Origin of the sequence: Thermohalobaculum sediminis (genome assembly GCF_023487995.1) — a bacterium.
GTDB lineage: Bacteria > Pseudomonadota > Alphaproteobacteria > Rhodobacterales > Rhodobacteraceae > Thermohalobaculum > Thermohalobaculum sediminis.
Genome location: NZ_JAMFKN010000001.1, coordinates 340,372 through 363,355, shown reverse-complemented (window position 1 = coordinate 363,355; position 22,984 = coordinate 340,372). Strand labels below are relative to the sequence as shown.

Sequence of the window (22,984 nt, the reverse complement as noted above, 5' to 3'; positions counted from 1 at the left end):
CGCGGCACCCTCGCGCCGAGGCGGGCGGTCGTGCCGATCAAGCCCCGCGCAGGGCGTCCGCGAAGCCGCGCAGCGCGGCGGCCGGGTCGGGGCTGTCCCAGATCAGCGCGGGGTCGGGCACGACGAAGTCGGCGCGCGCGCCGAGGCGACGCGCGTCGTCGAGGGTGACGCCCCCTTCCGCGACGCAGGGGGTCTCGATCATCTCGGACCACCAGTCGAACAGCTCGTCCCCCGCCGCGGCGCCGTCGCCCAGCGCGCCGCGCACCCGGACCGGGCCGAGCGAGACGTAATCCGCCCCGGCCTCGGCCAGCGACATCGCGCGGTGGCGCTCGGCGCCGCCGAAGGCGCCGATGATCGCGTCGCGGCCCAGCGTCTTGCGCAGCTCGCGGATCGTCGCGCGGCTGCGACCGAGATGCACGCCGTCGAGCCCGAGCGGTCGCACCAGCCGGTGATGCTCGGCGATGACGAGGGCCACGTCGGCCTGGTGGCAGGGGCCGATCAGGTGGTTCGCCGCCCGGATCCAGGCGTCCTCGCCGGGGCCTTCGCCGAGGTCGAGCCGCAGGCAGGCGACGGCGCCGGTCGCGAGCATCGGTGCGAGTGCGGCGAGGTGGGTTTCGGGGTCCAAGCTGGCGGGGGTGACGAGGTAGAGGCGCGCGGCCTCCGCTTCCTGGGTCATGGGGTCCTGATCTTCGGCGCGTCGAAGGCCGGCGCGGGAAAGGCGGCCGGCCCGGGGTTTCAGTCGGTGTGGCCGATGCGCTTCGGGACCAGGAGGCGCGCGGGACGGCGGCGTTCGGCCTCGGCGAACATCGGGCCGACATTGCGTCCGAAGGAACTCACATTGTCAACCTGCGCGACGTGGCGGCGCAGGGCGGGGGTGAGCGCGGCTTCGGTCAGCGCGGGAACCTTGGTGGGGTCGTCGAAGGCGAACAGCACATAGGCGAGGTCGTCGCCGCGGCGGATCACCCAGTCGCGGCTGCGATCCTGCCATTCCAGCACCGCGTTGAGCGGGCGCGGCCAGCTTTTCAGCGGGAAGCGGCCGCAGACGATGGGGCCCGGCCAGTGGCGGAAGTTCGGACTGAGGAACGGCGGCATCAGGTGCAGTGTGCAGTCCTCGTCGCAGACGAAGAACAGGTTCAGCGCGACCTGCACCGCCACCGTGTCCGGGTCGCGCTGCGCCGAGGGCTTGATGGGCGTCACCAGCCCGCGGAAGCCGTCCTCGCTGAGCGTGCTGTCCTTCGGCACGCGGCCCACCTGCACCGGCCGGACCGCGGGGGGCGAGAGGCGCAGCCGCAGGTCGTAGGGCGCGCGGATGCGCACGAGGCGCCTCCCCAGCCCCTCGGCCGGCAGGCCGGGCAGCGCCACCCCCGCCGCCGCCTCGCCCAGCGGCCGGGGCGGGAAGAAAGCGAGAGACGCCTGCGGGGACGAGTTGCGCCAGCCGACCGGCACGGCGACGGGCTCAGGCATCCAGCGTCTCGGCCACGGGCACGAGCAGGCGCCCGGGCCTGCGGGCGTGCGCCATCTCCCAGACCTCCTCGATCCGGTCGGTGATGTGGTGGATGCCCTGCATCCCGAGGCGATATTCCTCGAGTTCGGGCGTGAGCGCCGCCTCGACCATCTCGGGCCGCTTCTCGGGCGAGTTGAACTCGAACAGCATGAGGCAGAGCGGCTCGCCCTGCTTCAGCACTAGGTCCTGCGCGGGGTCGTCCCACTCGAAGGCCCAGGCGAGGTCTTGCGGCCAAAGCGTGAGCGGCCAGCGCCCCGCCACCACCGTGCCCGGCCAGCGCCGGATCGAGGGGCCGAGGAAGGGCGGAAGTTGCGACGCGATGCAGGGCTCGTCGGTCACGAGGAAAAACGGCAGGCGCAGCCGCATCACCGGCCGCTTCGGGTGGCGCCAGCGCGCCGGCGGCTGGACCACCAGCATCGACTGGAGCTTGTCGGGTTGCATGAAGGTGCCCTGCTCGACAACCTGGATGCCGAAGCCGCCCTGCGGCCCCTTGGCGAGCCGCAGCCGCAGGCCGACGGGCGAGGGGATCTCGACCAGTTGCCGCTCGATGCCGTTGACGGCGGGGCAGTTCTGGATTGCCCGCATCCCCAGCGGTCGGGCGCGTGTCGAGAAGACGGTGCGCGGCGGCTGGAAGGCGAAACCGCCCTCCGGGTCGGTTAGGCAATAGCCGATGGGGCAGCGGATCGCGGGTGCGTACATCGTCTCGCTCGGCGTGGCGTTCGGGATTCACCATACCTGCGAACGGCCACGGACGCATGACGGCGGGCGTTCAACACCTCGGGAGCCGGCGTGCGGTGCCGTGAGCGCGGGAGGGCGTCAGTCGGTGGTGTCGGGGCTCCAGCCGGGGGGCGCCATCTCGAATCCTGCGAACTCGAAGCCCGGCGCGACGGTGCAGCCCACCAGCGTGTAGGCGCCCAGCGAGCGGGCGGATTGCCACCATCCGGCGGGGACGAGGCGCTGCGGGCGCGCGCCCGCCTCGATGCCGGGGCCGAGGATCATGGTCTCGGCGCCCCGCCCGTCCGGCGAGAGGCTGAGCCCGAGCGCCGCGCCGGCATACCAGTGCCAGATCTCGGCCGCGTCTACCCGGTGCCAGTGGCTGACCTCGCCGGCCTCAAGCAGGTAATAGATCGCGGTCCCCGCCGCTCGTCCGCCCGCGCCCGCGTCGGCGCGCCATGTCTCGCGATACCAGCCGCCCTCGGGATGGGGCGCGAGGCCGAGGCTCTCGATCAGGCGGCGGGGGTCGGTCATGCGGCGCTCCCGCGGGCGTGCCGTGCCGGGCGGCGGGGTGGCCAGGGGCGGCGGCGCGCCGCCCCCGGACCGCCGGTCAGGCCTTGCCCTTGTAGATGTCGATCAGCGTGTTGAGCATCGCCAGCGCGTCCTCGCGCGGGCGCTGGAAGGTGTTGCGGCCGATGATCGAGCCGTTGCCGCCGCCGTCGCGGATCGCGCGGGCGTCGTCGTAGACCGAGTCCTCGCCCTTCTTGGCGCCGCCCGAGAACACCACGATGCGCCGGCCGTTGAACGCCGCCTGCATGCAATGGGCGACGCGCGCCGCCTGGGTCGCGATGTCGATCTTCTGCGCCTGGTAGACCTTCTTGGCCTCGCCCAGTTCCAGATGGTCGGTCGAGAGCTTGATCTTGATGACATGCGCGCCCAGAAGCGCCGCGATCTGCGCGGCATAGGCGGCGATGTCGATCGCCGTCTCGCCGTCCTTCGAGATCGCCTCGCCGCGCGGATAGGACCAGATCACCGTGGCGATGCCGGCGGCGGCTGCCTCCTCGCGCATCTCGCGGATCTCCTCGAACATGTCGAGCGCCATGTCCGAGCCGGGGTAGATCGTGAAGCCGATGGCCGAGCAGCCAAGCCGCAGCGCATCGCCCACCGAAGCCGTCACCGCCTGGTTCTTGCCGGCCGTGTCCGACATCAGCGAGTTCGCCGAGTTGCACTTGAGGATCGTCGGGATCTGCCCGGCGAAGGTGTCCGCCCCGGCCTCGATCATGCCGAGCGGCGCGGCATAGGCGTTGAGCCCCGCGTTGATCGCAAGCTGGTAGTGGTAATGCGGGTCATAGGCGGCAGGGTTCGGGGCGAAGCTGCGCGCCGGCCCGTGCTCGAAGCCCTGGTCGACCGGCAGGATGATCATCTTGCCGGTGCCGCCGAGCTTGCCGTTCATCAGCATGCGGCACAGGTTCGCCTTCACGCCGGGGGTCTCGCCCTCGTAGTTCGCGAGGATCTTCTGGACGGTGCGGGTTGCCTTCATGGGTTCCTCTCTCGTGTTGCGGGCCGTGCGGCCGCGGCGGGGCGCGCGCCTGCGCCCCTCGTCAGGTCGTGAGCGCGGCGACGCCGGGCAGGGTCTTGCCCTCGAGCCACTCGAGGAAAGCCCCTCCGGCCGTCGAGACGTAAGTGAACTTCGCAGCCGCGCCCGAGGCGTTGAGCGCGGCCACCGTGTCGCCGCCGCCCGCGACGGTCAGCAGGCGGCCTTCCTCGGTGAGGCGTGCGGCGGCGCTCGCGGCCTCGTCGGTCGCGCGGTTGAAGGGCTCGATCTCGAAGGCGCCGAGCGGGCCGTTCCAGACCACCGTCTTCGCGCCCTCGAAGCGGCGGACGATGTCGCGCACCGCCTCGGGGCCCGCGTCGAGGATCATGGCGTCGGGCGGGCAGGCGTCGGCCGGCACCACTTCGGACGGGGCGCCCGCCTTGAACTCGCGCGCCACCACGACGTCCGCGGGCAGCACGATCTCGCAGCCCGCCGCCGTGGCCCGGCCCAGGATTTCGCGGGCTGTGGGCGCGAGGTCGTGCTCGCAGAGCGACTTGCCCACGTCCTTGCCCTGTGCCGCGAGGAAGGTATTCGCCATGCCACCGCCGATCACGATCTGGTCCGCCTTGCCGATCAGGTTGCCCAGAAGTTCGAGCTTGGTCGAGACCTTGGCGCCGCCGACCACCGCGATCACCGGCCGCTCGGGGCTCGCGAGCGCCTTCTCAAGCGCGCGCAGCTCGGCCTCCATCAGCCGCCCGGCCGCCGCGGGCAGGCGGTGCGCCAGCCCCTCGGTCGAGGCGTGCGCCCGGTGGGCCGCCGAGAAGGCGTCGTTCACATAGACCTCGCCCACGCGGGCCAGCGCTTCGACGAAGGCGGGGTCGTTTGCCTCCTCGCCCGCATGGAAGCGGGTGTTCTCGAGCAGGAGGACCTGGCCGGGGCCGAGACGCTCGGCTGCTTCCTCGGCATGCGGGCCCACGCAGTCGGGGGCGAACAGCACCGCGGGGCCCGCCTCGCCGCCCAGCGCGTCGTGCAGCGCATCCACCACCTGGCCCAGCGACATCTCGGGCAACGGCTTGCCCTTGGGGCGCCCGAAATGGGCGAGCAGGATGGGCAGGCCCCCCTTCGCCATCACGTCGCGGATGGTGGGCAGTACGGCGCGGATGCGGGTGTCGTCGGTCACGCGCCCATCGCGGACCGGCACGTTGATGTCGACGCGGATCAGCACGCGCCTGCCCTTGAGGTCGAGATCGTCGAGGGTGCGGAAGCTCATGGCGGGGTCCCGGCGGGTCGGCGGATGCGAAGGGGGCCGCACCCTGCGGCGCGGCCCCCGGCGTCGTCAGATCTTCGCGGCCATCGCGACCGCGGTGTCGCTCATGCGGTTCGAGAATCCCCACTCGTTGTCGTACCAGGTGAGGATGCGGCAAAGCGTGCCGTCCATCACCTTGGTCTGGTCCATGTGGAAGACCGACGAGTGGCTGTCGTGGTTGAAGTCCATGGACACCAGCGGCTCGGAGGTGAAGCCGAGGATGCCCTTCAGCTCCTGCCCCGCCGCGGCCTCGATGGCGGCGTTGATCTCATCGACCGAGGTCGCACGCTTGGCGATGAACTTGAAATCGACGACCGAGACGTTCGGCGTCGGCACCCGGATCGCCACGCCGTCGAGCTTGCCGTTCAGCTCGGGCAGCACGAGGCCCACGGCCTTGGCGGCACCCGTCGAGGTCGGGATCATCGACATCGCGGCGGCGCGGGCGCGGTAGAGGTCCTTGTGCATCGTGTCGAGCGTCGGCTGGTCGCCGGTGTAGCTGTGGATCGTGGTCATGAAGCCCTTCTCGATCCCGATGGCGCGGTGAAGCACGTAGGCCACGGGGGCGAGGCAGTTCGTGGTGCAGGACGCGTTCGACACGACCTTGTCGGCGCCGGTGAGCACGCCGTGGTTCACGCCGTAGACGATGGTCTTGTCCGCGCCCGACGAGGGCGCCGAGACCAGCACCCGCTTCGAGCCGTTCTTGAGGTGGACCTCGGCCTTCGCCTTGTCGGTGAAGATGCCGGTGCATTCCAGCGCGACATCGACGTCGCCCCAGGGCAGTTCCTCGGGGTTGCGGATCGCGGTCACCCGGATCGGGCCGCGGCCCACGTGGATGGTGTCGCCGCTGACGGTGACCTTGGCCGGGAAGCGGCCATGGACCGAATCGTAGCGCAGCAGATGCGCGTTCGTCTCGACCGGGCCGAGGTCGTTGATCGCCACCACCTCGATGTCGGTGCGGCCCGACTCGACGATTGCGCGCAGCACGTTGCGCCCGATCCGCCCGAACCCGTTGATCGCGACCTTCACCGCCATGTTCAATTCCCCTTCGTGGCCCGGACGCGCGGGCCTGCGGGCGCGCGCGTCGTGATTTCGACGCGCTTATACCCGGCCTGACAGGGGAATCAATCAGCCCGCCCGCGCGTGCCGCGATATGACGCGCGGGACGGCAGGGGCGGGCAGGGGCCTGCGCTCAGGCGATAGGCTGGCGTGGCAGGAAGGGGTCGATCTCGGTCTGCGCCAGCCGGTTGAGGCTGTTGGTGAACACGCAATGCGCGATCTCGGCCACGATGGCGATCAGTTCGGCATTGGTGAAGGTCTGCCGCGCGGCGTCGAGTTCGGCATCGTCGAGCGCGCCCTTCGTCGCCACCAGCCGGCGCACCAGGCGCTGCAGGATCGCTGGCCGGTCGTCGCCCTCCAGCGCCTCGCCCGCCGCGATCCGCTCGAGGGGCGCGAGGTCGAGCCCGCGCGACTTCGCCACCGCCCGGTGCGCCGGGATGCAGTAGTGGCAGCCGTTCGCGGCGGCCATCTCGAAGCAGATCACCTCGCGGTCCATCGGCTGGAGCCCCGAGCCGTCGATGGCCTGCCAGAAGCCCAGGAAGCCGCGCACGATCTGCGGATTGTTGGCCATCGTGCGGCCAATGTTCCAGGGCGTGCCCCAGACGCCGCGCATCTGGTCCATCGCGGCGCACTGCTCGGCGCTCAGCTCGTCATCGGTCAGGGCGGGAATGCGCTGGGTCATCGGGTCCTCCGTCGATCGGTCGCTTGGGTGAGCGGCGGAGGCTAGCGGGCCCGCGGGCGGGGCGCCATCACAGTGCCGTGAAGGCGCCCCTTGCGGGTTCAGATCAGGGATTTCGCCTTCTCGGCAATGGCCTGCGGCGTGATGCCAAAGTGCTGGTAGAGTTTCTCATAGGGCGCCGAGGCGCCGAATCCCTCCATGCCGACGAAGGCTGCCTTCGCGTCGCGCCCGCGCTCGCCCGCAAGCCAGCGGTCCCAGCCCTGCCGCACCGCGGCCTCGACGCCCACGCGCACCGGCCCCGCGGGCAGGACGCGCTTGCGATAGGCCTCGGGCTGGGCTGCGAAGAGCTCGAAGGACGGGGCCGAGACGACGCGGGTGCCGATGCCTTCCTTCTCCAGCAGCTCGCGCGCGGCCAGCGCGATCTCGACCTCCGAGCCCGTGGCGAGCAGGATCGCCTGCCGCTTGTGGTCGGCCTCGGCCAGCACATAGGCGCCCTGCGCGGTCAGGTTCTTCACCGTATGGCGAGTCCTCACCGTGGGCAGGTTCTGCCGCGTCAGCGCCAGCACCGAGGGGGTGCCGGGGGTGGTCAGCGCGATCTCCCACGCCTCGGCGGTCTCCACTGCGTCGGCTGGGCGGAAGACCAGCATGTTGGGGATCGCCCGCAGCGCCGCGAGATGCTCGACCGGCTGATGCGTCGGCCCGTCCTCGCCCAGGCCGATCGAATCATGGGTCATCACGTAGATCACCCGCTTGCCCATCAAGGCCGAGAGCCGCATCGACGGGCGCGCATAGTCCGAGAACACCAGGAACGTGCCGCCATAGGGCACCACGCCGCCATGCAGCGCCATGCCGTTCATCGCCGCCGCCATGCCGTGCTCGCGGATGCCGTAATAGACGTAGCGGCCCTTGCGGTTGGTCTCGTCGAAGGTGCCAAGCCCGTCGGTCAGCGTGTTGTTCGAGCCGGTGAGGTCGGCGGAACCCCCGATCGTCTCGGGCATCACCGGGTTGATGGCGGCCAGCGCCATCTCCGACGCCTTGCGGGTGGCAACCTTGGGGGCTTTCTCGCTCACGTCCTTCTTCAGCGCCGCCACGGCGCGGCCGAGCCGGGCAGGGGCCTCGCCCGCCATGACGCGGGCGAATTCCTTCTGGCGGGCTGGGCTCAGCGCGGCCAGCGCCGCCTCCCATGCCTTGCGGGCCTCGGCGCCGCGGGCGGCGGCGGCCTGCCAGTCCTTGCGGATCGACTCGGGGATCTCGAAGGCGCCATGCGTCCAGCCATAGGCCGCGCGCGCGCCCTCGATGTCCTTGGCGCCCAGCGGCGAGCCATGCGCCTTGGCGCTGTCCTGCTTGCCGGGCGCGCCGAAGCCGATATGGGTGCGGCAGGCGATCAGGGTCGGACGCGCGTTGCCCTTCGCCCAGGCCACCGCCGCGTCGATCTGGGCATAGTCATGGCCGTCGATCCGGCGAACCTCCCAGCCCGAGGCGGCAAAGCGCGCGAGCTGGTCTGTGCGGTCCGACAGGTCCAGCTTGCCGTCGATCGAGATGCCGTTGTCGTCCCAAAGCACGATCAGGCGCGAGAGCTGCTGGCGCCCGGCAAAGGCGATCGCCTCCTGGCTGATGCCCTCCATCAGGCAGCCGTCGCTCGCGATCACCCAGGTGCGGTGGTCGATCACCTTGCGGCCGAAGCGGGCGCGCAAGGATTCCTCGGCCATCGCCATGCCGACGACGTTGCCGAGCCCTTGGCCCAGCGGGCCGGTGGTGGTCTCGATCCCCGCGGCGTGTCCGTATTCCGGGTGCCCGGCGGTCTTGGCGCCCAGCTGGCGGAAGTTCTTCAGCTCGTCGAGCGTCATGCCCGGATAACCGGTCAGGTGCAAAAGCCCGTAGAGCAGCATCGAGCCATGCCCCGCCGACAGCACGAAGCGGTCGCGGTCGGCCCAGTCGGGCGCCTTGGGATCGAATCGCAGGTGCCGGTCGAACAGCACCGCCGCCACGTCGGCCATGCCCATCGGCATGCCGGGGTGGCCGGAATTGGCGGCCTCGACCGCGTCCATTGCGAGGACGCGCAGCGCCGTCGCCATACCGAAGAGCCGCGGCTCGGCCGCCTTCATCGCCTTGATGTCCACGCCTGGTCCCCGTGCAGGTGGAGGCGGGCCGGAATCGGCCCCGCCGGGATGCCGTCGCGCCGCGCGGAAGGCCCGGCGCCCGATTGCGGCGGGACAATGCGGATCGGGCGGGAGGCGGTCAAGTGCGGTTTACGTGCAACGCTGTCCGCGCGAATACGGCGCCCAACCGATGCGCCCGGGCGGGCGGGCGCTATGTGCAGGCCGGTCAGCCGAAGATGTTCCTGATTTGTTTACACCATGCGTAGTGGAGCCGCGGCGTCAATCCACAAAATGTGGGAAGGGCGCCAAAAAATCGGATTGACCCGACTCTGAACCTTCATGATGGTGGGGGCTGTCGAGCGGAAAACCACAACATGTGGTGTCACAATCGGCATCATGGGGCCACATTCGCGGGGCCTCGCAACTAACCGAGTCAGGTGTCGCCGGCCCCTTGGGGTGGGCCGGCAACCGGCGGAGCCAATCCGCCGGACAGAACAGGCGTCGCCGTCAGGGCGGGGGAGAGGGATAATGAAGATCGAGCGTAAGTTCACCGAAGCCGGCAAGTCGCCCTACGAGGCCATCGCCTTCCGGCAGGCATCCTCCGAGATCCGCAACCCGGACGGCTCGACCGTCTTCCGGCTCGAGTCCTTCGACGTGCCCGCGGCATGGAGCCAGGTGGCCGCCGACGTGCTGGCACAGAAGTATTTCCGCAAGGCGGGCGTCGCGCGCCGGCTGAAGAAGGTGAAGGAGAAGGGCGTGCCGTCGTTCCTGTGGCGCTCGGTGCCCGACGAGAAGGCGCTGGCCGAGCTGCCCGAGGACGAGCGCTTCGGCGGCGAGACCAGCGCGGCGCAGGTCTTCGACCGGCTGGCAGGCGCCTGGACCTACTGGGGATGGAAGGCCGGCTATTTCAGCACCGAGGCCGACGCGCAGGCCTATTTCGACGAGATGTGCTACATGCTGGCGCGCCAGATGGCGGCGCCCAACAGCCCGCAGTGGTTCAACACCGGCCTGCACTGGGCCTATGGCATCGACGGCCCCAGCCAGGGCCATTACTACGTCGATTTCAAGACCGGCGAGCTGACCAAATCCGACTCCGCCTACGAGCATCCGCAGCCGCATGCCTGCTTCATCCAGTCGGTCGCCGACGACCTCGTGAACGAGGGCGGCATCATGGACCTCTGGACGCGTGAGGCGCGGCTGTTCAAGTACGGCTCGGGGACCGGCACCAACTTCAGCTACCTGCGCGGCGAGAACGAGAAGCTGGGCGGCGGAGGCAAGTCGTCGGGCCTGATGAGCTTCCTCAAGATCGGCGACCGCGCGGCCGGCGCGATCAAGTCGGGCGGCACCACGCGCCGCGCGGCCAAGATGGTGATCTGCGACATGGATCACCCGGACATCGAGGCCTTCATCGACTGGAAGGTGAAGGAGGAGCAGAAGGTCGCCTCGCTGGTGGCGGGCTCGAAGGCGCACAAGCGCTGCCTCGGCCTGATCGCCGACGCGGTGCGGGGCTGGGACGGCGCCGAGGATGACGCCATCGACCCCAAGAAGAACGCGGCGCTGAAATCCGCGATCCGCGAGGCCCGCAAGGCCGCGATCCCCGAGAACTACGTGCGCCGCGCGCTTCAGCAGATCGGCAACGGCATCGACCCCGAGGACTTCCCGATCTACGACACCGACTGGGATTCGGAGGCGTATCTCACCGTCTCGGGCCAGAACTCGAACAACTCGGTGCGCGTGACCGACGCCTTCCTCGACGCGGTGGCGAAGGACCAGGACTGGAAGCTGACCCGCCGCACCGACGGCAAGGTGTCGAAGACCGTCAAGGCGCGCGACCTGTGGGAGAAGATCGGCCACGCCGCCTGGGCCTGCGCCGATCCCGGCATCCAGTATCACGACACCATCAACGACTGGCACACCTGCCCGGCCTCGGGGCCGATCCGCGCCTCGAACCCATGCTCGGAATACATGTTCCTCGACGACACGGCCTGCAACCTCGCCTCGCTGAACCTGCTGCAGTTCCTGGGCGAGGATGGCTTCGACGTCGCGGCCTACGAGCACGCGACGCGGCTGTGGACCGTGACGCTCGAAATCTCGGTGACGATGGCGCAGTTTCCGTCGAAGGAGATCGCGCAGCTCTCGTATGAGTACCGCACGCTCGGCCTCGGCTACGCCAATATCGGCGGGCTGTTGATGACGCTGGGCCATGGCTATGACTCGGATCAGGGCCGCGCCATTTGCGGGGCGCTCTCGGCGATCCTGACGGGCGTGGCCTATGCCACCTCGGCCGAGATGGCGGCCGAGTTGGGTGCCTTCCCGGGCTATGCGAAGAACGCCGAGCACATGCTGCGCGTCATCCGCAACCACCGGCGGGCGGCGTATTCCGAGAGCACCGGTTACGAGGCGTTGCGTACCCTCCCTGTGCCGCTCGATGCGGCCAACTGCCCGGACGCGCGTCTTGTGGCGCGCGCCCGGGCCTCGTGGGACGCGGCGCTGGGGCTGGGCGAGAAGCACGGCTACCGCAACGCGCAGGCCAGCGTGATCGCGCCCACCGGGACCATCGGCCTCGTGATGGACTGCGACACCACCGGAATCGAGCCCGATTTCGCGCTGGTGAAGTTCAAGAAGCTGGCGGGCGGCGGCTACTTCAAGATCATCAACCGCGCGGTGCCGCGGGCGCTGTCGCGCCTCGGGTATGACGACGCGACGATCGAGGGGATCATCGGCTACGCGGTCGGCCATGGCACGCTGTCGGGCGCGCCCGGCATCGACCACGAGAAGCTGATCCATCTGGGCTTCGGCCCGGACGAGATCGAGAAGGTGGAAGGGGCGCTCGCCTCGGCATTCGACATCCGGTTCGTCTTCAACCAGTGGACGCTGGGCGCGAAGTTCTGCGAGGAAGTGCTTGGCGTCTCGAAGGAAAATCTGGGCGACCCTGGCTTCGACCTGCTCCGCCACCTGGGCTTCAACGCCCGCGAGATCGAGGCCGCGAACACCCATGTCTGCGGGACCATGACGCTGGAAGGCGCGCCGGGGCTCAAGGCCGAGCACCTCGCGGTGTTCGACTGCGCCAACCCCTGCGGCAAGATCGGCAAGCGGTATCTGAGCGTCGACAGCCACATCCGCATGATGGCGGCCGCCCAGCCGTTCATCTCGGGGGCGATCTCGAAGACCATCAACATGCCGAACGACGCAAGCGTCGAGGACTGCAAGGAGGCGTATCTGCTGTCGTGGCGGCTCGGCGTGAAGGCGAACGCGCTCTACCGTGACGGCTCGAAGCTCAGCCAGCCGCTGTCCGCGAGCCTGATCGACGAGGAGACCGAGGAGGAGCTGATCGAGGCCGCCCCGGCCGAGCGCGCCCAGATCCTGGCCGAGAAGATCGTCGAGAAGGTCATCGTCAAGGAGATCCAGAACCGCGGCAAGCGCCACAAGCTGCCCGACCGGCGGCGCGGCTACACCCAGAAAGCCATGGTCGGCGGCCACAAGGTGTATCTGAGGACCGGCGAGTTCGAAGACGGCAAGCTGGGCGAGATCTTCATCGACATGCACAAGGAAGGCGCCGCCTTCCGCGCGATGATGAACAACTTCGCCATCGCGGTGTCCGTCGGCCTCCAGTACGGCGTGCCGCTCGATGAGTTCGTCGAGGCCTTCACCTTCACCCGCTTCGAGCCCGCGGGCATCGTGTCGGGCAACGAGGCCATCAAGAACGCGACCTCGATCCTCGACTACATCTTCCGCGAGCTGGCGATCAGCTATCTCGACCGCACCGACCTCGCGCATGTGCAGCCCGAGGGCGCGCGCTTCGACGAGCTGGGCCGCGGCGAGGAGGAGGGCAAGCGCAACTTCCGCGAGGCCGACCGCGAGGTCGCCCAGCCCGCCATCGAGCTGGTCCGCCAGGTCGCCTCGACTGGCTACCTGCGCAACCGGGTGCCCTCGGGCCACCAGTTCGTCGTGGTGAACGGCGGCGCGGGCGGGGCGACCGGCTTTGCCGAGGCGGGCGTGACGGGGGTCGCGGTCGAGACCTTCGGCGCCTCGACGGCAACCGCCACCGCGATCGGCGCGGTCGCGACCGCGGTGATGGACCGCCGCGCCGAGGCGAAGATGAAGGGCTACGAGGGCGATGCCTGCGGGGATTGCGGCAACTTCACGCTGGTCCGGAACGGCACCTGCATGAAGTGCAACACCTGCGGCGCGACCTCGGGGTGCTCGTGAGTTGACGAGGGGCGCGGGCGGGGGCTGGTCCCTCGCCTCCGTCCGCTGCCGCCTCGTCATTCGGGAATGGAATCAGGCCGCAGGCGAGAACCGCTCGGGCAGAGAAAAAAGACTGTCGGACCTGATGCCGGACTGGGAGGGGCTGCCTTGCCCCTCCCGTTTTCTTTTCGGGCCGCGCGGCGGCGCTCAGTCGCTTGCCTGCGCCTGGATGCTGCCCGACGGGATCGCCATGAGACAGGCGAGGGCGGCAAGCCCCAGCCCGGCCGAGACCATCAGCGCCGCAGCGCCGATCCGCTCGATCAGCAGTGCGAAGACGAAGGGCGCCGCCGCCTGCCCGAAGCGCGCGGGGATGGTCAGCACGCCCTGCCGGTGACCATAGCCCTCCGGCCCGAACAGCGCGAGCGGCAGCGTGCCCTTGGCGATGGTGAGGATGCCGTTGCCCGCCCCGTGCAGGATCGCGAAGCCGGCCGCGAAGGGCGCGCCGAGGCTGAGGAGGCCCAGCGCCGCGAGGGGATGGCAGACCGTCGCGAGCCGCGCCGACACCAACGGGCTGAAGCGGCGCAGCACGCCGAACTCCAGCACCCGGCCCGCGACCTGCGCGGGGCCCACCAGCGCCGCGGCCGCGATCGCTGCCGCGGGGGCGATGCCGATGTCCTGCAGCAGACGTGGCAGATGCGCCGCCATGCCGGTGCTCACGATCCAGGTGAGTGTGAAGACGGCGCCCAGCAGCGCCATGCTGCGGCCCTGCGCCGCCGGGGGCAGCGGGGCGGGGACTGCCACCGGTGGCGCGGTGGGCGCAATCGGCCCCGCGGCGGCTGCCCGCACGCTGCCCGTGCGGGGCAGGCAAAACAGGTTGAGCGGCAGGCCGATCGCCAGATGCGCCGCGGCCCAGACGAGGCAGGTCGCGCGCCAGCCGATCTCGGCGTCGAGCCAGGCCGAGATCGGCCAGCAGATCGTGCTCGCAAGCCCCGCCAGCAGCGTGACCCCGGTGATCGCGCCCCGCGCATTGCGCCCATAGGCCGAGGCCAGCGCCGCGAAGGCCGACTCGTAGAGCCCCATCGACATGCCGACGCCCAGCACCAGCCAGCCCAGCGTCAGCACCGCGACATGCGGCGCCACGCCCAGCAGCACCAGCCCCGCCGCGAAGACGAGGTTCGACACCGCCAGCACCTCGCGCCCGCCGAAGCGGTCGATCCGCCGCCCCGCCCGCGGCCCCAGCACCGCCGAGACGACAAGCGCCGCCGAGAAGGCGCCGAAGACGGCCCCCGTCGGCACGCCCAGGTCGCGCGCCATCGGCCCGGCGAGGATCGCGGGCAGATAGAAGGTCGAGCCCCAGGCCAGTGTCTGCGCGCTGCCCAGCGCGAGGACGACGCGGTGGCGCTCGCTCAGCATGACGGCTCGCAGGAAGGCGCCATCCGGTCGGCGCATGGGAGGGGCAGGGGCATCGGTGAAGCAAACCCGGCAAGCGTGTGCACGCCACGCTAGCGCGGCGCGGGCCGCGCGGCACGCCATTTCTGCGCCTCCCGGCAGGTTCTTCCGTTTGACCCGACGGCGATCTTTTGTGATCTTTTCACAAAGATCAGCGCAATTTCAGGGGGATTTTCCGATGGCGGATGCACGCGAAGAATTCGAGAAGGTCGCGAGGGCCTACACGAATGGCGGCGCGACGTTCAAGGACGTCGAACGCGCGCATTCCAAGTTGATAAAGCAGAACAAGAAGACGGACCCCAATGGCGTGAACATGGATTTCATCGATCTCGACTCCTACAGGAAAGATCGGGAGAAAAATGTAAAAGATGTCATGAAAAAGGTCTCCGACCCCGGCGCGATCGACAAGAAAGGCTGGAAATTTCTCAAGAAAGAAGCCGGAGTTTCGGACTCGGGGTTCATGCGGAAGGCCGATGCGAAGGTTGGAAAACACCTCGAGAAATACAAAAAAGATTACAACTCGTGGTCGAAGTCGACCTTCGTGACGCCCGGCGGTGACATCAGGCACTGTGAAAATCTTCTGAAATCATGCCGCGAGCTGCGTGCCGCGCTGGAAAGCTTCATGACCGCGAAGGAGCTGAAGGCGGAATTCGAAACCGGTGTCGCCAAGAAACTGCGGAAGATGTGCATCAGGATGTGCGCGTCTCTCGATGGAACCGAGAGTTCGCTGCTGCGAACCCTGTCCGACCAGGACAAGGGGCGGCGCGACATGGTCAACCATCTCAAGAAGGCTGGGCTCTGGTAGGTCGCGTTCGGGACGCGCCGGAAAGCCTCGTCTCAGGCTGCCAAGGCCGGGCGTTGCGCCGGCCGCAAAACTGGTGTGGCCGTCTCGCAAATCCCGTGGCATGAAGGTCCGCGATTGGCGCCGCCGAACGGCGCCGGCGTAGTGGAACGGGAGGGCGCATGCGCATGAGAAGGCTTCTGGCGGCCGGGGTTGCGGCCATGGCGCTGATCTCGGCCCCGGCATCGGCCGGGACCAAGGTCGGCATGATCACCACGCTGTCGGGCGGCGGCTCGCATCTGGGCATCGACGTGCGCGACGGCTTCGCGCTCGCGCTCAAGCAGTCGGGCCGCTCGGATGTCGAGCTGGTCGTGCGCGACGACGCGAACAAGCCCGACGTGGCGAAAAGCCTGTCGGACGAGCTGATCCAGTCAGAAAAGGTCGACATCCTGACCGGCATCATCTTCTCGAACCTCGCCATGGCCGTGGTGCCGGGCGCGGTGCGCGACGTGTTCTACATCAGCCCCAATGCGGGGCCGAGCGCGCTGGCCGGGAAGCTGTGCAACCCCAACTACTTTAACGTTGCCTGGCAGAACGATAATCTGCACGAGGCGATGGGCGCCCACATGAAGGGTGCGGGGCTCAAGAAGCCCTTCATCCTCGCGCCGAACTACCCGGCGGGGACCGACGCGCTCAACGGGTTCAAGCGGTTCTACGGCTCGGAAGGGCTGGCGGGCGAGGTCTACACCCAGCTCGGCCAGACCGACTATGCCGCCGAGATCGCGCAGATCCGCGCCTCGGGCGCCGATTCGGTGTTCTTCTTCCTTCCGGGCGGCATGGGCATCGCATTCATGAAGCAGTATGCGGCGGCCAATGTCGGCACGCCCGTATTCGGCCCCGCCTTCTCGTTCGACGAGATCATCCTCGGCGCAGTGGGGGACGCGGCGCTTGGCGTCAAGAACACCTCGCAGTGGGCCTATGACCTCGACAACCCGGCCAACAAGGCTTTCGTCGAGAGCTTCCGGGCGGAATACGGCCGCACGCCGACGCTCTATGCGAGCCAGGGCTTCGATGCGGCGAACCTTATCCTCTCGGCGCTGGGCAAGGCCGAGGTCGCGGACAAGGACGCCTTCCGCGCGGCGCTGCGGGCTGCCGAGTTCGCGTCGGTCCGTGGCGCGTTCCGCTTCGGCCCGAACCATCATCCCATTCAGGACATCTATGTCCGCGAGGTGGTCGCGGGGGCGGACGGCAAGCCCACGAACAGGCTGGTGGGTGTCGCGCTGAAGGACCACGCCGACGCCTACGCGGCCGAGTGCAAGATGTGAGGCGACGCGCCTGACGGCACGGACCCCCTCCCCATCCCTCCCCCGCTGCGGGGGAGGGAGCCTGCCCCGCGGCTGCGTCGCGCCGGATGACGCCGTTCAGAACTGCAGGGGCGCGTTGTCGACGACTTCCTTCATTACGAAAAAGGTGCGGGTCTGGCGCACGCCGGGCAGGGCGATCAGCTCGGTCCCATGCAGCCGGTTGAAATCGGCCATGTCGCGGACCCGGATCTTCAGGAAATAGTCGAAATCCCCTGCCACCAGGTGGCAGTCGAGGATGAAGCCGAGGCCGCGCACCGCTCCCTCGAAGGCGGCGAAGCTCTCGGGCGTCGAGCGGTCGAGCACCACGCCCACGATCACCAGCGCGCCGCGGTTCACGCGCTCGGGCGCCACGCGGGCATGGACGCCGGCCAGATACCCCTCGTCGAACAGCCGCTGCACCCGGCGGTGGCAGGTCGCGGGGCTGAGGTTCACCTTTCGCGCGAGATCGGCGTTCGACAGCCTTCCATCGGCTTGCAGCAGCCGCATCAGGCGCAGGTCGATTCGGTCGAGGGCGGGGCTGGAAGGATCGCTCATTTCTAACCCGTCAGGCGGAAGGATCGGTGCATATGGCGCCTCGATAGAATGAAATAGACACATTGTCACCCCCTTCTTTCGAAGCACCCCTCACCCGCCCTCGGCTACTCTGCGGCCCGATCCCAGCCACGGAGGCCCGCGATGCTCGAGAAATTCCCTCGCTACCCCCTCACCTTCCCCGGCCCCACGCCGATCGAGCGGCTCGACCGCCTCTCGGCGGCGCTGGGCGGCCGCGTCGAAATCTACGCCAAGCGCGACGACTGCAATTCGGGCCTCGCCTTCGGCGGCAACAAGTTGCGCAAGCTCGAATACATCGTCCCTGACGCCATCGCCGCGGGCGCCGACACGCTGGTCTCGATCGGCGGCGTGCAGTCGAACCATACCCGCATGGTGGCCGCGACCGCGGCCAAGATCGGCATGAAATGCGTCGTCGTGCAGGAGGCCTGGGTGCCGCACGAGGACGCGGTCTACGACCGGGTCGGCAACATCCTGCTCACGCGGCTGATGGGCGCCGACAGCCGCATCGTCGAGGACGGCTTCGACATCGGCATCCGCCGCAGTTGGGAGGACGCGATCCAGTCGGTCCGCGACGCGGGCGGCAAGCCCTATGGCATCCCGGCCGGCGCCTCGGTCCACCCGCTGGGTGGGCTCGGCTATGTGCGCTTCGCCGAGGAGGTCCGCGCGCAGGAGGCCGAGATGGGCCTTCGCTTCGACTACATCATCGTCTGCGTCGTCACCGGCTCGACACAGGCGGGGATGATCGTGGGCTTTAAGGCGGATGGCCGCGCAGGCCGGGTGATCGGCATCGACGCTTCGGGCACGCCCGAGCAGTGCCGGGCGCAGGTGGCATCCATCGCGCGGAACACCGCCGACCTCGTTGGGCTGGCAGAGCCGATCAGCGAGGACGACATCGTGATCCTGCCCGACTACGCCTATCCCGCCTATGGCGTGCCCAGCCGGGAGACGAGCGACGCCATCCGCCTCGCCGCGCGGACCGAGGCGATGATCACCGACCCGGTCTACGAGGGGAAATCCATGCAAGGCATGATCGACCTGATCCGGAAGGGCGCGATCCCCGAGGGCTCGAAGGTGCTCTACGCGCATCTGGGCGGCGCGCCCGCGCTCAACGGCTACGCCTATACCTACCGCAACGGCTGAAATCGGCCGCCGGGCTCGACACTTGCGCCGCGCCGCGCTATGCGCGGCGCATGACCCTCGCGCTCTTTCTCGAACAGCTCCTGAACGGGGTGCAGCTCGGGCTCACGCTGTTCCTGATGGCGGCGGGGCTGACGCTGGTGTTCGGTGTCATGGGGCTCATCAACCTCGCGCATGGCGCGCTCTACATGACCGGGGCGTTCGTCTGCGCGACGGTCGCGGGGGCCACGGGGTCGTTCTGGATCGGCCTTGGCGCGGGGGCGCTCGCGGCGGCTGCGGCTGGCGCGGTGGTCGAGGTCGCGGTGATCCGCAGGCTCTATGCGCGCGACCATCTCGACCAGGTGCTGGCGACATTCGCGCTGATCCTGATCTTTTCCGAAGGCGCGCGGCTAATCTTCGGCGACCGGCCGTTGTGGTTGGATATCCCCGCGGCGCTGTCGGGCACGCTGGCGCTGCCGGGGGGCGCGCAATATCCGCTCTACCGGCTCGCGATCATCGGCATCGGGCTGGGGCTGGCGGGGGGCCTGTGGTGGCTCATCAACCGCACGCGCATCGGCATGCAGATCCGGGCGGGCGAGGCCGACCGCGAGATGATCGCGGCGCTGGGCGTCGATATCCGTAGGCTCTACACGCTGGTGTTCGCGCTTGGCGCGGGGCTTGCGGGGCTCGCGGGGGCGCTGGTCGGCGCGCTGCAGTCGGTGCAGGTGGGGATGGGCGAGCCGGTGCTGATCCTCGCCTTCGTCGTCATCGTGATCGGCGGCATCGGCTCGGTGAAGGGCGCGCTGGCGGGGGCGGTGCTGGTGGGGGTGATCGACACCATGGGGCGCGTGTTCCTGCCCGCCACGTTCGGCCTGTTCATGGCCCCGGCCGAGGCAACCGCCACCGGCTCGGCGCTCGCCTCGATGCTGATTTATCTCGTGATGGCGCTGGTTTTGGCGCTCAAGCCCAAGGGCCTGTTCCCAGCCGATGCGTGAGGCGCTGGTCAATTTCGCGCTTATCGCGCTTCTGCCGCTGGTCGCGCTGGGTGCGCAGGCGGCGGGCGAGACCTATGTGGTCACGCTGGCCGCCAAGGCCGCGATCCTCGCGCTGGCGGGCGTGGGCCTCAACCTCGCGCTGGGGGTGGGGGGCATGGTCAGCCTCGGGCATGCCGCCTTCTTCGGGATCGGCGGCTATGCGGCCGGGATCGCGGCGCATCACGTCTTTGCCGGGACGCCGGTGATCGGCTGGCCCGTCACGCTCGAGGCCACCGACCAGATGCCGCTGATCTGGCTTGCGGGGGTGCTGGCGGCGGGGCTGGCGGCGGCGGCGATCGGCGCGGTCTCGCTGCGCACGCAGGGTGTGCACTTCATCATGATCACGCTCGCCTTCGCGCAGATGGTCTATTACCTCGGCGTCTCGTGGAAGACCTATGGCGGCGAGGACGGTCTGCCCATCTACCTGCGCAACCAGTTTCCCGGCCTCGACACCGGCGACGGGATGCAGTTCTTCGCGCTCGCCTATGCCTGCCTGCTGGCGGGCGTTGCGCTGGTCTGGCAGGTGGCGCGTTCGCGCTTCGGGCAGGCGCTCGCCATGGCGCGGATGAACGAGGCGCGGCTGGCGGCGTCCGGTATCTCGCCCTACCCGGTGCGGCTGGTGGGCTTCGTGCTGTCAGGCATGGTCGTGGCCCTTGCGGGCGCCCTGTTCGCCGACTTGAACGGCTTTGCCGGCCCCTCGATGCTGAGCTGGCATCGGTCGGGCGAGATCATGGTGCTGGTTATCCTGGGCGGCGTGGGGCGTCTGTGCGGGCCGCTCGCGGGGGCGATGCTGTTCGTGGCGCTGGAAACCTTGCTGGGTGGGCTCACCGACCGCTGGCAACTGTTCCTCGGGCTGGTGCTGCTGGGCGTCGTCCTCTTCGCGCGCGGCGGGCTGATGGGGATGCTGGCGGGGAGGGCGCGGCATGGCTGAGCCGGTGCTGTCGCTGCGCGGCCTGTCGAAGTCCTTCGGGGCGCTCAAGGCCACCGACGACGTGTCGCTGGACCTCCGGGCGGGCGAGATCCACGCCCTGATCGGCCCGAATGGCGCGGGCAAGTCCACCCTGATCGGCCAGATCGCGGGCACGATCCGCGCGGATGCGGGCGAGGTCTGGCTTGCGGGGCGCGAGATCACCGGGCATTCGGTCGCCGCCCGCGCACGGGCGGGGCTTGCGCGCAGCTTCCAGGTCTCCTCGCTCGCCATGGAGATCCCGGCGCGGGTCAATGTCCGACTCGCCGCACAGGGCCGTGCAGGGGGGTCGTATCGGCTGTGGGGGTCTGCGGCGAGGGATGCGGCGCTGGCGGCGGCCGCCGATGCGGCGCTGGTTCGTGTGGGCCTGTCTGCGCGCGCCGACATTCCCGTGGCGGAGCTGAGCCATGGCGAGCGGCGGCTGGCCGAGATGGCTTGCGCGCTGGCGCTCGCCCCCCGTGCCTTCCTGCTAGACGAGCCGATGGCGGGCCTTGGGGGCGAGGGGACGGCGCGGCTCACCGACCTGCTGGCGGACCTGCGCCACGAGGCGCCGATCCTGCTGGTCGAGCACGACATGGACGCGGTCTTCCGCCTCGCGGACCGCATCAGCGTACTGGTCTATGGCCGGGTGATCCTGACCGGCACGCCCGACGAGATCCGCGCCTCGCAGGCGGTGCGCGAGGCTTACCTGGGCGAGGAGGCGTGATGCTGGCCGTCGAGGGCATCACCGCCTTCTATGGCGCGGCCCAGGCCCTCTTCGGCGTCTCGCTGAGCGTTGGCGCGGGCGAGGTCGTGGCGCTGATGGGCCGCAACGGCATGGGCAAGACCACCACGATCCGCGCCATCTGCCGCCTGACGCCGCCGCGCGCGGGCCGGGTGCGCCTCGATGGCCGCAATCTCGCGGGCCTGCCGCCGCACCGCGTCGCCCGGCTGGGTCTGGGGCTGGTGCCCGAGGGGCGGCGCTGCTTTGCCACGCTGACGGTGGCCGAGAACCTGATGGCGACCGCCCGCCCCGGCCCCTGGGATACGGCCCGCGTGGGTGCGTTGTTCCCGCGCCTCGCCGAACGCGCGGGCCAGCGGGCGGCCACGCTCTCGGGTGGCGAGCAGCAGATGCTGGCGATCGGGCGCGCGCTGATGACCAACCCGCGCCTCCTGATCCTCGACGAGGCGACCGAGGGGCTCGCGCCCGTGGTGCGCGCCGAGATCTGGGCCGCGATCCGCGCGCTCAAGGCCGAGGGGCAGGCGATCCTGATCGTCGACAAGAGCCTGCGCGAACTCAGCGCTCTGGCCGACCGCTGCGTGATCCTCGAGAGGGGCGCAGATGTCTGGACCGGCCCGCCCTCGGAAATGAGCCCCGAGATCACCGACCGCTGGCTGGGGGTTTGAGCGCGGCGCGGTGCCGTTGACGGCGCGGGATGCGCGAGGCGAACGGCGCGAGGCCCCGGGTCGAGCCCGGGGCAGCAAGGTTCGGCCGCGGTAACCCGCGCATCCTCCCGGCTCTCGGTTCTGCGCTGTCCCGGGCTCGACCCAGAGCCTCGCGCCCGCGCCCGACACCCGCCGCTGCCCCGGGCTCACCCCGGGGCCTCGCCGGAGCCGGTGGCGCGCCATGCCCCCTGCGCGCTTCCCGCGCCGGGGGGCTTACCCCGCCCGCTCCGCATACCCGCGCAGCCGCGCCAGCACGTCATCCCCGATCGCGATCCCATCGGCCTCGGCGCGCGCCAGCGCGGCCAGGCGGCGCTGGCCAGGAATGTGCCCGCCCATCGCCTCGACCCGTCGGGCCCAATCGTCGAGCCGCCGGGTGAGGCCCGCGCCCCCCGTGGTCTCCGGCGCGATGGCGATGACCACGAGCCCGGTCATCGGGCTCGCGTTCCCCGCGACGATCGAGGGCGCGTCGAGTGACCAGTTCGCGCCCGTCAGCGCCGCCGCGAGCACCTCGACCATCAGCGCCATGTTGGCCCCGCGCGCCCCGCCATAGGGCAGGAGCGCCCCCGCCATTGCCGCCACCGGGTCGGTGGTGGGCTGTCCCCCGGCGTCGAGCGCCCAGCCCTCAGGGATCTCGCGCCCCTCCTCAGCGGCGCGGCGGATGTTCACGAAGGCCGTCTGGCTCGAGGACTGGTCGATCACCAGCGTCCCCTTGCCCCGTGGCGCGGCCAGCGCCACCGGGTTGGTGCAGAACACCGGCTGCGTGGTGCCCGAGGCCGCGAGCAAGGCGGGTCCGTTGGTTGCCGCCAGCGCCACCAGCCCCCGCTCGGCCAGCCGGTTGGGGAAATGGCCAAGCTGCCCGCAGGTATAGGCTCCCTTCTGCGCGAAGACCGCGACGCCGAAGGCGCGGGCCATCTCGACCAGTTCCTCGAAGACCCGGTCGAAGCCCAGATGCGCGACACCCCCGCCCGCGTCCGAGCGCAGCACCACGGGCGAGGAGCGGGTGATCGTGGGCTCGGCCTGCCCGTCGATCCGGCCCGCCTCGATGCTCGCGAGGTAGTCGAGGAAATGCGAGACCCCGACCGTCGGCATCCCCTCGGCCTCGGCTGCCACCGCGGCCTTCGCGATCGAGCGTGCGACCGTCCCGCGCGCGCCCGCGCCCATCGCCGCGCGGGCGAGCAGGTCGCGCGCGTCCGCGAGGCTCAGGGTCTCGGCCATC

At 70.0% G+C, this 22,984-nt stretch carries 20 protein-coding genes; 8 read left to right on the top strand and 12 right to left on the bottom strand.

The window, feature by feature from the left end:
• Positions 1-37: 37 nt before the first annotated feature.
• The 9 genes from M1105_RS01695 to tkt all read right to left on the bottom strand — a co-directional run bounded on the left by M1105_RS01695 (position 38) and on the right by tkt (position 8,913).
• The gene (locus M1105_RS01695) at positions 38-676 is read right to left on the bottom strand and encodes a thiamine phosphate synthase (protein WP_249578615.1); all 639 of its coding nucleotides are present in this window, start codon (positions 674-676) and stop codon (positions 38-40) included.
• 59 nt (positions 677-735) lie between these two features.
• Complete coding sequence (locus M1105_RS01690) at positions 736-1,464, bottom strand: hypothetical protein (RefSeq protein WP_249578614.1); 729 nt, start codon at positions 1,462-1,464, stop codon at positions 736-738.
• Complete coding sequence (locus M1105_RS01685; RefSeq protein ID WP_249578613.1) at positions 1,457-2,203, bottom strand: hypothetical protein; 747 nt, start codon at positions 2,201-2,203, stop codon at positions 1,457-1,459. Before M1105_RS01685 ends, M1105_RS01690 begins: the two co-directional genes overlap by 8 nt.
• 117 nt (positions 2,204-2,320) lie before the next feature.
• Positions 2,321-2,752, bottom strand: a complete 432-nt coding sequence (locus M1105_RS01680; protein WP_249578612.1) for a cupin domain-containing protein — start codon at positions 2,750-2,752, stop codon at positions 2,321-2,323.
• 76 nt (positions 2,753-2,828) lie between these two features.
• Entirely contained in the window at positions 2,829-3,758 is a 930-nt protein-coding gene (locus M1105_RS01675; RefSeq protein WP_249578611.1) for a class I fructose-bisphosphate aldolase, read from the bottom strand.
• A 61-nt stretch (positions 3,759-3,819) separates the two neighbouring features.
• Complete coding sequence (locus M1105_RS01670) at positions 3,820-5,022, bottom strand: phosphoglycerate kinase (RefSeq protein WP_249578610.1); 1,203 nt, start codon at positions 5,020-5,022, stop codon at positions 3,820-3,822.
• Between the two features lie 66 nt (positions 5,023-5,088).
• On the bottom strand, positions 5,089-6,090 hold the full coding sequence (gap, locus tag M1105_RS01665; RefSeq protein ID WP_249578609.1) for a type I glyceraldehyde-3-phosphate dehydrogenase: 1,002 nt from the start codon (positions 6,088-6,090) through the stop codon (positions 5,089-5,091).
• A 157-nt stretch (positions 6,091-6,247) separates the two neighbouring features.
• Positions 6,248-6,796, bottom strand: a complete 549-nt coding sequence (locus M1105_RS01660; protein ID WP_249578608.1) for a carboxymuconolactone decarboxylase family protein — start codon at positions 6,794-6,796, stop codon at positions 6,248-6,250.
• 98 nt (positions 6,797-6,894) lie between these two features.
• Complete coding sequence (gene tkt / locus M1105_RS01655) at positions 6,895-8,913, bottom strand: transketolase (protein WP_249578607.1); 2,019 nt, start codon at positions 8,911-8,913, stop codon at positions 6,895-6,897.
• A gap of 507 nt (positions 8,914-9,420) precedes the next feature.
• Here tkt and M1105_RS01650 point away from each other — a divergent pair.
• The gene (locus tag M1105_RS01650; protein WP_249578606.1) at positions 9,421-13,101 is read left to right on the top strand and encodes a vitamin B12-dependent ribonucleotide reductase; all 3,681 of its coding nucleotides are present in this window, start codon (positions 9,421-9,423) and stop codon (positions 13,099-13,101) included.
• Positions 13,102-13,287: 186 nt separating this feature from the next.
• On the opposite strand, the gene M1105_RS01645 is transcribed toward M1105_RS01650, so the two are convergent.
• Positions 13,288-14,493: an MFS transporter gene (locus M1105_RS01645; protein ID WP_249578605.1), complete on the bottom strand. Its 1,206-nt coding sequence runs from the start codon at positions 14,491-14,493 to the stop codon at positions 13,288-13,290.
• Between the two features lie 214 nt (positions 14,494-14,707).
• Between M1105_RS01645 and M1105_RS01640 the strand changes: the two genes are divergently transcribed.
• Positions 14,708-15,334 carry a hypothetical protein gene (locus tag M1105_RS01640; protein WP_249578604.1) on the top strand — a complete coding sequence of 209 codons (627 nt, stop codon included), beginning with the start codon at positions 14,708-14,710 and terminating at the stop codon, positions 15,332-15,334.
• Positions 15,335-15,492: 158 nt separating this feature from the next.
• Entirely contained in the window at positions 15,493-16,635 is a 1,143-nt protein-coding gene (locus M1105_RS01635) for an ABC transporter substrate-binding protein (RefSeq protein ID WP_249578603.1), read from the top strand.
• Positions 16,636-16,731: 96 nt separating this feature from the next.
• On the opposite strand, the gene M1105_RS01630 is transcribed toward M1105_RS01635, so the two are convergent.
• Positions 16,732-17,208, bottom strand: coding sequence for an Lrp/AsnC family transcriptional regulator (locus M1105_RS01630; protein ID WP_249578602.1), 477 nt, complete (start codon positions 17,206-17,208; stop codon positions 16,732-16,734).
• A gap of 141 nt (positions 17,209-17,349) precedes the next feature.
• On the opposite strand from M1105_RS01630, the gene M1105_RS01625 reads away from it, so the two are divergent.
• From M1105_RS01625 to M1105_RS01605, 5 genes are read left to right on the top strand one after another with little or no spacing between them, the layout of a single operon-like run.
• A complete protein-coding gene (locus M1105_RS01625; RefSeq protein ID WP_249578601.1) occupies positions 17,350-18,366 on the top strand; it encodes a 1-aminocyclopropane-1-carboxylate deaminase in 1,017 nt (338 codons plus the stop codon).
• 50 nt (positions 18,367-18,416) lie between these two features.
• Positions 18,417-19,337: a branched-chain amino acid ABC transporter permease gene (locus M1105_RS01620; RefSeq protein WP_249578600.1), complete on the top strand. Its 921-nt coding sequence runs from the start codon at positions 18,417-18,419 to the stop codon at positions 19,335-19,337.
• Positions 19,330-20,307, top strand: a complete 978-nt coding sequence (locus M1105_RS01615; protein WP_249578599.1) for a branched-chain amino acid ABC transporter permease — start codon at positions 19,330-19,332, stop codon at positions 20,305-20,307. The genes M1105_RS01620 and M1105_RS01615 overlap by 8 nt, the downstream gene beginning before the upstream one ends.
• Positions 20,300-21,049, top strand: a complete 750-nt coding sequence (locus M1105_RS01610) for an ABC transporter ATP-binding protein (RefSeq protein ID WP_249578598.1) — start codon at positions 20,300-20,302, stop codon at positions 21,047-21,049. Before M1105_RS01615 ends, M1105_RS01610 begins: the two co-directional genes overlap by 8 nt.
• Positions 21,049-21,729 (top strand): ABC transporter ATP-binding protein, encoded by a 681-nt coding sequence (locus tag M1105_RS01605; RefSeq protein ID WP_249578597.1) that lies wholly within the window; start codon positions 21,049-21,051, stop codon positions 21,727-21,729. Before M1105_RS01610 ends, M1105_RS01605 begins: the two co-directional genes overlap by 1 nt.
• A gap of 252 nt (positions 21,730-21,981) precedes the next feature.
• Here the strand turns inward: M1105_RS01605 and M1105_RS01600 are convergent, their stop codons facing one another.
• A complete protein-coding gene (locus M1105_RS01600; RefSeq protein WP_249578596.1) occupies positions 21,982-22,983 on the bottom strand; it encodes an Ldh family oxidoreductase in 1,002 nt (333 codons plus the stop codon).
• Between the last annotated feature and the right edge of the window lies 1 nt (position 22,984).

Bases quoted from the DNA above. Each gene is read 5' to 3' on its own strand.
- M1105_RS01695 (WP_249578615.1), bottom strand. From the start codon at position 676: ATGACCCAGGAAGCGGAGGCCGCGCGCCTCTACCTCGTCACCCCCGCC.
- M1105_RS01690 (WP_249578614.1), bottom strand. From the start codon at position 1,464: ATGCCTGAGCCCGTCGCCGTGCCGGTCGGCTGGCGCAACTCGTCCCCG.
- M1105_RS01685 (WP_249578613.1), bottom strand. From the start codon at position 2,203: ATGTACGCACCCGCGATCCGCTGCCCCATCGGCTATTGCCTAACCGAC.
- M1105_RS01680 (WP_249578612.1), bottom strand. From the start codon at position 2,752: ATGACCGACCCCCGCCGCCTGATCGAGAGCCTCGGCCTCGCGCCCCAT.
- M1105_RS01675 (WP_249578611.1), bottom strand. From the start codon at position 3,758: ATGAAGGCAACCCGCACCGTCCAGAAGATCCTCGCGAACTACGAGGGC.
- M1105_RS01670 (WP_249578610.1), bottom strand. From the start codon at position 5,022: ATGAGCTTCCGCACCCTCGACGATCTCGACCTCAAGGGCAGGCGCGTG.
- gap (WP_249578609.1), bottom strand. From the start codon at position 6,090: ATGGCGGTGAAGGTCGCGATCAACGGGTTCGGGCGGATCGGGCGCAAC.
- M1105_RS01660 (WP_249578608.1), bottom strand. From the start codon at position 6,796: ATGACCCAGCGCATTCCCGCCCTGACCGATGACGAGCTGAGCGCCGAG.
- M1105_RS01650 (WP_249578606.1), top strand. From the start codon at position 9,421: ATGAAGATCGAGCGTAAGTTCACCGAAGCCGGCAAGTCGCCCTACGAG.
- M1105_RS01645 (WP_249578605.1), bottom strand. From the start codon at position 14,493: ATGCTGAGCGAGCGCCACCGCGTCGTCCTCGCGCTGGGCAGCGCGCAG.
- M1105_RS01640 (WP_249578604.1), top strand. From the start codon at position 14,708: ATGGCGGATGCACGCGAAGAATTCGAGAAGGTCGCGAGGGCCTACACG.
- M1105_RS01635 (WP_249578603.1), top strand. From the start codon at position 15,493: ATGCGCATGAGAAGGCTTCTGGCGGCCGGGGTTGCGGCCATGGCGCTG.
- M1105_RS01630 (WP_249578602.1), bottom strand. From the start codon at position 17,208: ATGAGCGATCCTTCCAGCCCCGCCCTCGACCGAATCGACCTGCGCCTG.
- M1105_RS01625 (WP_249578601.1), top strand. From the start codon at position 17,350: ATGCTCGAGAAATTCCCTCGCTACCCCCTCACCTTCCCCGGCCCCACG.
- M1105_RS01620 (WP_249578600.1), top strand. From the start codon at position 18,417: ATGACCCTCGCGCTCTTTCTCGAACAGCTCCTGAACGGGGTGCAGCTC.
- M1105_RS01615 (WP_249578599.1), top strand. From the start codon at position 19,330: ATGCGTGAGGCGCTGGTCAATTTCGCGCTTATCGCGCTTCTGCCGCTG.
- M1105_RS01610 (WP_249578598.1), top strand. From the start codon at position 20,300: ATGGCTGAGCCGGTGCTGTCGCTGCGCGGCCTGTCGAAGTCCTTCGGG.
- M1105_RS01605 (WP_249578597.1), top strand. From the start codon at position 21,049: ATGCTGGCCGTCGAGGGCATCACCGCCTTCTATGGCGCGGCCCAGGCC.
- M1105_RS01600 (WP_249578596.1), bottom strand. From the start codon at position 22,983: ATGGCCGAGACCCTGAGCCTCGCGGACGCGCGCGACCTGCTCGCCCGC.